The sequence below is a fragment of the Intestinibacter sp. genome, assembly GCF_034113885.1.
Taxonomy (GTDB): Bacteria; Bacillota; Clostridia; order Peptostreptococcales; family Peptostreptococcaceae; genus Intestinibacter.
In genome coordinates, this window is record NZ_JAXEWM010000073.1 from 1 (window position 1) to 8,629 (window position 8,629).

The 8,629-nt window shown below is 30.8% G+C and carries 7 protein-coding genes; all 7 read right to left on the reverse strand.

The features are described from left to right. A partial coding sequence (locus SPD90_RS04520; protein WP_320924440.1) for a hypothetical protein occupies nucleotides 1–645 on the reverse strand: 645 nt, incomplete at its 3' end. A gap of 245 nt (nucleotides 646–890) precedes the next feature. Beyond that, nucleotides 891–2,069, reverse strand: coding sequence for a molecular chaperone DnaJ (gene dnaJ / locus SPD90_RS04525; protein WP_320924441.1), 1,179 nt, complete (start codon nucleotides 2,067–2,069; stop codon nucleotides 891–893). Between the two features lie 151 nt (nucleotides 2,070–2,220). Beyond that, nucleotides 2,221–4,077, reverse strand: coding sequence for a molecular chaperone DnaK (gene dnaK / locus SPD90_RS04530; RefSeq protein WP_320924442.1), 1,857 nt, complete (start codon nucleotides 4,075–4,077; stop codon nucleotides 2,221–2,223). An 88-nt stretch (nucleotides 4,078–4,165) separates the two neighbouring features. Then, nucleotides 4,166–4,771, reverse strand: coding sequence for a nucleotide exchange factor GrpE (grpE, locus tag SPD90_RS04535; RefSeq protein ID WP_320626405.1), 606 nt, complete (start codon nucleotides 4,769–4,771; stop codon nucleotides 4,166–4,168). 30 nt (nucleotides 4,772–4,801) lie between these two features. After that, nucleotides 4,802–5,821 (reverse strand): heat-inducible transcriptional repressor HrcA, encoded by a 1,020-nt coding sequence (gene hrcA, locus SPD90_RS04540; protein WP_320626404.1) that lies wholly within the window; start codon nucleotides 5,819–5,821, stop codon nucleotides 4,802–4,804. Nucleotides 5,822–5,915: 94 nt separating this feature from the next. Further along, a complete protein-coding gene (hemW, locus tag SPD90_RS04545) occupies nucleotides 5,916–7,037 on the reverse strand; it encodes a radical SAM family heme chaperone HemW (protein WP_320924443.1) in 1,122 nt (373 codons plus the stop codon). Nucleotides 7,038–7,120: 83 nt separating this feature from the next. Further along, on the reverse strand, nucleotides 7,121–8,629 hold a 1,509-nt coding region (locus SPD90_RS04550; RefSeq protein WP_320924444.1), incomplete at its 5' end, for a gamma-glutamyltransferase family protein.

Here is an 8,629-nt window from a genome sequence, read left to right on the forward strand (position 1 = left end):
TTTTATATTTTTTTCTTTTTCATCATTTTCTTCTTTTAATTTTAATAAAGTCTCATTAAAATTTAAATTTAATAAATCATATTCATTTTTATGAGTTTTTTTTATTTGTTTTATTTTATCTTCATATTTAATTAAATCCAAGTTCAAATTCTCAATTAACGTATTTTTCTTTTTTATTTCTAATAAATTTTGTTCTTTTTCACTTTTTAAATTATTTATATTTATATTTAATTCTTTATTTTCAATTTTTAATTCAGAATTTAATTTTTCTACTTCCTCTTTTTCTTCTCGTAATTTGTCTAATTCAGAACTTTCCATATCATCTTTAATTATACGAGTCTCTACATCAATCTCATTACACAACTCTCTACAAATTTCATCAAGTTCACATTTTAAATCAGAATCAATACCATATAATCCATATTTATCTTGATTTTCATCAAATTCAAAATATTTAAATAAAACTTGACTTAATTTTCCCTCTTTAATTTTATTTAAAACTATATTTTTAAATTTATTACGATATTTTATTTCAAATTTTTCTATGAAATCTTCTCCAAATTGCTCATAAAAAATTTCACAATTATGAACAATTATTTCTAATATAAAATTAAATATTGTCATATATTTCTTATCAAAATCCATTAAATAAAATCTCCCCTCAAAACATTTTATTTCATGTATATATTCTATCATAATTAACCAAAATGAATTAACATATTTTACAATTATATGTAATATTATGTATTTTTTTTAGTTTATTTTTTACATAAGTGTTACTGTTATTAAAAATAAACATCGATAATAAATTTAAATTAATATCATTCCCTATACAATAAAAAAAGTATTTTAAATAGCAACTAAACTATTCAAAATACTTTTTAACAAACCTATTTCTTAAAACCTTTGAAAAGATCATCTATCTTCTTCTTCCAGTTCCTCTGTTTTTCATGAACCTTAGTTCCGCAAGCTTCACCGAATTTTCTAAGCAATTCTTTTTGTTCGTCGTTTAATTTCTTAGGTGTATCTATTACGACCTTGACGTATTGGTCACCTCTAGAATTACTTCTTAATTTTGGTATACCTTTTTCTCTAAGTCTAAATACTGTACCTGTTTGAGTTCCTTCAGGTAGAGAATATGAAACCTTTCCATCTAATGTAGGTACTTCTAATTTGTCACCTAATGCTGCTTGAACAAAAGTTATAGGCATTTCTATATAAACATCGTATCCATCTCTTGTGAAAATTGGATGTCTTTGGACATTTACTACGATGTATAAGTCACCTCTAGGGCCACCTTTTTCACCTATTTCACCTTGTCCTGAAAGTTTTATCATTTGTCCATCATCTATACCTGCTGGTATGTCGACTTCTATAGTCTTAGACTTTCTTATGCTGCCTTTTCCGTGGCATTTAGGACATGGATTTTCGTTGATTTCTCCTTCACCATTACATGTAGAACAAGTTCTTTGAGTGGCTATATTACCAAATGGAGTTCTTTGAACACTTTGAACTTGACCTGTTCCGTGACAAGTTGGACAAGTTTTTTTAGATGTTCCAGCTTTTGCACCACTACCATGACATTCTTCACATTCTTCGCTTCTGTTTAATTTTACTTTTAATTTTTTACCGAATGCAGCTTCTTCAAAAGTAATTGTAACTGATTGTTTTATATCAGCACCACGTCTTGGACCTCTTCTTCTAGATGATCCGCCACCTCCGAAGCCACCGCCAAAGCCGCCAGATCCGAATATATCTCCGAATATATCTTCAAATCCGCCGAAGCCGCCGCCTCCGAAACCACCACCGAAGCCTTGACCTCCACCAAAGCCTCCTTGGTTATTTAAGCCGTCGTGTCCAAATCTATCGTAAGTACTTCTCTTTTCTTCATCAGATAATACTTCATAAGCTTCATTGATTTCTTTAAATTTTTCTTCTGCTTCTTTATCTCCAGGATTTTTATCTGGATGGTATTTCATAGCTAATTTTCTGTAAGCTTTTTTAATTTCTTTAGCGTCTGCACTTTTACTTACCCCAAGCACCTCATAGTAATCTCTTTTTTCACTCAAGGATTTCACCACCTTTACATCTTACAAAATAATAGCTTGTAGAATGTTAAACTACAAGCTATTATAAATTTATTTTAACAGACTAATCTCTCTAAGTACTTTTAAAAAGTACGTCGCTTTTTATTATACACGAATCCTCTGTTTTTGTAACCTATTTATCGTCAACTTCTGTAAAATCTGCATCTACTACGTTGTCGTCATTTCCTTGGCTAGCACCTTGGTCGTATCCTGCATCTCCTGCTCCACCTTGTGCTTGTTGTTGAGCTTGTGCTTGTTGATACATTTGTTCAGATATCTTATGGAATTTGTTCATAACTTCATCTATTGCAGTTTTGATTTCACTAGCAGTTGCATCTTGTTTATCTTTAACTGATTTTAAGTTTGCTAAAGCACCTTCTATAGCTGATTTATCATCTGCACTTACTTTATCTCCTAATTCATTTAAAGTTTTTTCAGTTTGATAAATAGTTGATTCAGCTTGGTTTAATGCTTCTATTTTTTCTTTCTTTTGTTTATCTGCTTCAGCATTCATTTCTGCTTCTTTAACTTTTCTTTCTATTTCTTCTTCAGTTAAGTTAGTTCCTGAAGTTATAGTAACTTTTTGTTCTTTTCCAGTTCCTAAGTCTTTAGCTGATACGTTAACTATACCATTTGAGTCTATGTCGAATGTAACTTCTATTTGAGGTATTCCACGTGGAGCTGGTGGTATTTCAGATAATTGGAATCTACCTAATGTAGTATTATCGTAAGCCATTGATCTTTCACCTTGTAATACGTGTATATCAACAGCAGTTTGGTTATCAGCAGCAGTTGAGAATACTTGAGATTTCTTAGTTGGTATTGTTGTATTTCTTTCTATTATTTTAGTAAATACGTTACCTAATGTTTCTATACCTAATGATAATGGAGTAACATCAAGTAATAATACGTCGTTAACTTCACCAGTTAATACACCAGCTTGTATAGCAGCACCAGCAGCAACACATTCATCTGGGTTTATACCTTTGTGAGGTTCTTTTCCTATGAATTTTTTAACAGCTTCTTGTACTGCAGGTATTCTTGTAGAACCACCTACTAATAATACATCGTCTATTTCTGATACTGAAAGTCCAGCATCTGATAAAGCACTCTTAGTTGGTCCCATAGTTTTTTCTACTAAGTGAGCAGTTAATTCATCGAATTTAGCTCTTGTTAAATCTATATTCATATGTTTTGGACCTTCTGCAGTTGCAGTTATGAATGGTAGATTTATGTTTGATGTCATTGTTGAAGATAATTCTTTTTTAGCTTTTTCAGCAGCTTCTTTTAATCTTTGTAAAGCCATCTTATCATTTCTTAAATCTACACCTTCAGCTTTTTGGAATTCATCAGCTAAATAATCTATTATAACTTTATCGAAGTCGTCTCCACCTAATCTGTTGTTACCAGCAGTAGCTAAAACTTCGAAAGTACCATCGCCGATTTCTAGTAATGATACGTCGAATGTACCACCACCTAAGTCGAATACTAAGATTTTTTTGTCTTCGTCTAATTTATCCATACCATATGCTAAAGCAGCAGCTGTTGGTTCATTTACTATTCTCTTAACATCAAGACCAGCTATTCTACCTGCATCCTTAGTTGCTTGTCTTTGTGCATCTGTGAAATATGCTGGAACTGTTATAACTGCTTCAGTTACTGTTTGACCTAAATAGCTTTCAGCATCTGCTTTTAATTTTTGAAGTATTATAGCTGATATTTCTTGTGGAGTATATCCTTTACCATCTATATTAACTTTGTAATCTGTACCCATATGAGTTTTTATTGATGATACAGTTCTTTCCGCATTTGTAACTGCTTGTCTTTTTGCAGGTTCCCCTACTATTCTTTCACCATCTTTTGTAAATGCTACTACTGATGGTGTAGTTCTCATCCCTTCTGTGTTAGCTATTATTTGAGGTTCTCCACCTTCTAATACTGCCACACAAGAGTTTGTTGTACCTAAATCTATACCTATTACTTTTGCCATTTTAAAACGCCTCCTGAAAATTTTCATTCTTAATTATTATTTATTAGCTACTTATTTCACTAGCTATTTATTGTTTGCAAATTTATTATTAGCAAGATACTTTAACCATTGTAGGTCTTATTACCTTTGTACCTAGCTTGTATCCTTTTTGTAGTACCATCACAACTTTGTTTGGTTCTACACCTTCAACACTTTCTTGCATTACTGCCATATGGAAGTTTGGATCAAATTCAGCATCCTCTGCTTCTATTTCTTCTACTCCAAACTTAGCAAGTGAATCCTTTAGTTGTTTATAAACTAAATCCACACCTTTGAAAAGAGCGTCTTCTTTATCTGTACATGCATCTAATGCTCTTTCCATATTATCTATAACTGGTATTAATTCAGTTATTATCTTTTCATTTGCAAATATGCCTATAGTTTCTTTTTCTTGTTGTGTTCTTCTCATATAATTAGCATATTCTGCTTGAAGTCTTTTATATTTATCTTCAGACTGTTCTATTTTAGATTCTAAGTCTTTTATTTGATCGTTGACTTTCTTTTCTTCTAATTTAGAATTTATATCTGTCACATTGTCATCTTCAGTTTGTTCTGTATCAGCTTCTTCAGCTACTTGATCTTCAATAACTACTTGATCCTCTGCTGAAGTACTCGCTTCACTTTTAACTTCAGATTGCACATCCTTATTTTCCAAGATATTACACCCCTCGATTCCTTTTATTTTCTATTTATTATTAAGTAATATATTCATATAATTTATTATTGAATATATTCTAGAATAATCCATTCTAGTCGGTCCTATAAAGCTTATACGACCTATTTGTTCATTGTCTACTTTATATGTAGCTGTTACAACACTACAGTCCTTAGCCTCTTTACAATCATTATCGCTACCAATTATTATATTAGTATTATCTTTTAATATTCCTTTTGATTGTATAATCTGTGCTACAGTTTCTTTTGTCTCAAGCATATCTAAAAAGCTTCTAGCCTTTAGTACATCATTAAATTCTGGATAATTAAGTATATTTGTAACTCCATTTAAGCTAATTGAAACATCATCTTCTGATATATTAGAATTTAATATACTAAGTAGCTTATCCACTATTGAAGAATATTCTCCTATTTCATATTTTATAAAAGCTATTAAATTGTTATCGATATCTGTTATGCTCTTTCCTGCAAGCTTCTTAGTAAGATTATCAGAAATTATATTCAACTTAGCTTGATCTAAATACTTTTTGGTGAAAATATCAGTTTTCTTTATATCACCAGTATCTGTTACAACTATCAATAAAATACTATGCTCTGCCATACTAACTAGTTGTATATGTTTAATTACACTAGGTTTTACTAATTGTCTTGTAGTACCTATTGTAGTGTAATTAGTAAGCTGTGATAACATCTTAGATGTTTCATGAATTAAACTTTGTATATGGTTCATATTGCTTTCCACACATTTTTCTATAATTTGTTTGTCGCTATCGTTTAACTCATTAGTTCCCATCAACAAATCTACATATAATTTATAACCCTTTTCTGTTGGCACCCTACCTGCTGATGTATGTGGTTGAACTAGATATCCTAATTCTTCTAAGTCAGCCATTTCATTTCTTATAGTAGCAGCGCTAACACCAAGATTATGCTTCTTAGAAATTGTTCTAGATCCTACAGCTTCAGCTGTTTCAATATAATCTTTAACTATCGCTTTGAGGATTTTCATTTTTCTTTCATTAAGTTCCATATAAGTTCCTCCTTGCTGTTAGCACTCACTAAATCCGAGTGCTAAAAAGATTATATATATTATATACCATTTATTTTTTTGTTTGTCAATACTTTTAATCTATATAATCTAAAAAAACGCTATTTGATATTTCCCTTCCCCTCTGGGTAAGTTTAATACCTTTATGTGTCTTTATTATTAAATTTAACTCAATTTGTTTATTTAACTGTTCTCTATACTTACTTTCAAAATCTATACCAAACTCCTCAAAGTCCTTAAAAATTATGCCTTCATTCATCCTAAGCCCCATAATAATTTTTTCTTCTATTTTGTCCTTTAAAGTCAATTCTTCGAAAAATTCTATAGGCTTTTGATTATTAGATAACTTGTCATGATAAGAATCTAGACCTCTTTCGTTGTTGTATCTAATATTATTAATATATCCAGATGCTCCTGGTCCTAAACCTATATAATTTTTACATTTCCAGTATAATATGTTGTGCTTGCATTCGTATCCATCTTTGGCGTAATTAGATATCTCGTATTGGTTGTAGCCTTTTGATTTTAAATAATTTATGGTGTATTCGTACATTTCAATATCTAAATCCTCGTCACCCATTTCAAATTCCTCGTTCATATACATATCGTATAGCTTTGTACCCTCCTCTAAAATTAGAGAATAGGCAGATATATGCTCTGGATTTAAATCGACAACCTTTTTTAAGGTTTCCTTCCAATTTTCAAGCGTCTGATTTGGTAAATTATACATCAAATCGATATTTATATTTTCAAAGCCGACATCTCTCGCTTGCATATAGTTTTTTTCAAATTGCTCATAAGTATGTATTCTACCTATAAAATTCAATAAATCCTCTTGTACGGCCTGTAAGCCTATGCTAAGTCTATTTATACCTATGGACTTCATAAATTTTAGCTTATCCTCGTTTAACGTCCCAGGATTGCATTCCATAGATATTTCAGCATTTTTATCTATATAAAAATTTTCTTCTACTTCCTGCATTATCATTTTTATATCTTCGTTTTTTAGGATACTAGGTGTACCACCTCCGAAGAATATACTGCTTATTTTTCTATTTTTATTTTTGTACAAGCTCATTTCTTTTTTTAAGTCCGATAAAAATCTATCTTTTTCGCCTTCGATAATTTTATAAGAATTAAAATCACAGTATTTACATTTTTTTACACAAAATGGTATATGTATGTATAACCCTAACAAAAAATCACCTTCTTCGATTTCTTTTTAATAAATTATAACCATAAAATTTAAAAGGCAAACTCAAAAGAGTTCGCCTTTATATATTAATATTTAACTTCGTAAGTTCCACGTCTTCTTTCATCAGCAGCTCCACTTATTCCAAGTTCCTTATCCTTCGTAATAGCTTGAATTGAACCGTACATGATATTAGAATCATAATAAATTAATGAATAAGTATTTCCATCTGCTACTACTTGTTGTCTTATATCATCTGGAATTTCTTCCTCATAATATACTTCTTTAGAATTTCTAAATACAAATCTAGGTTTATCTACTGCCTTTTGTAAATCTACACCGTCTCTTAGGTTCCAATTTATAACTTGAGCTAGTACTTGAGGTATAACATTTCCACCAGGAGTTGCAATTCCCATCATAAAGTCATCACCCTTAGTGATTATAGATGGAGCTATAAATGTTCTAGATCTCTTACCTGGTTCGTATTTATTTATTGAATAACTATTTTCATTAAAATGAACTGAAGCATCGTTTAAGAAGAAGCCTCCAACAGATACTTGACTTCCGAAGAAATCACCTAATGTATTAGTACATGATACTACCATTCCTGATGAATCTGTAACGACAAATGCTGTTGTATCTTCACTTTCCATATCGTCTATATCTTTTACTTCGTTCTTTTTATATAAGTATTTTGCATATTTATCTGTAGTTAATTTTTCATAGTCTTTTTCTTCACTATTAAAATTAGGATCTGATATATTTGCTTGTCTACTTGTATATGCTATATTAGATATTTTTGTCATTTCTTCTATATACTTCACAGGGTCTTCATCATAACTTGGTAAATCTACATATTCTATCATATTTAGAATTTGTAGTAAAGTTACACCACTAAAAGGCGCAGGAGCTGTAACTACATCATATCCATTGAAATCTCCTGTTATAGGTTTTTGTTCTTCAACTTTATAGCTAGATAAATCTTCTGCTGTAAAATAAGCCCCTGTAGTTAATTTTTGCGCTATTTCTCCTTTATAAAAAGCATCAGATCCATTTTTCTGAATTTGAGTTAATGTTTCAGCTAATTCAGGTTGAACTATATTTTTGCCTACAGCCTTAGGTTCTCCATCTTCTTCAAAGAACTGAGTCATTTGAGATAAATCAGAATATCCTTTATATACACTCAATCGATTGTATAAGTTTTGATTCATTTCAAATCCGTCTTTTGCTAAATCTATAGCTGGTTGAAGTAAATCACTCATCTTAAGCTTACCATGCTCACTTTGAACTGTTTCTATACCTTTAACAAAACCTGGAACACCTATTGTACTTGTCATTGTATCAGAGCTAATAGGCGCTGTTTCTCTATAATTATAGAATTTGTACTCTTTAGAATCAGGTAGATATACAAGCATACATCCTCCACCACCGATTCCAGATCCGTATGGTTCAACAACTCCTAGTACATATGATATTGCTGCTGCTGCATCAACTGCATTTCCTCCGTCTTTTAAAACTTTCATTCCAACTTCTACAGCTAATTCATTAGATGAACTTACGCCGTATCCAGAAGTGACATCTCTATCTAAAGCTTTATT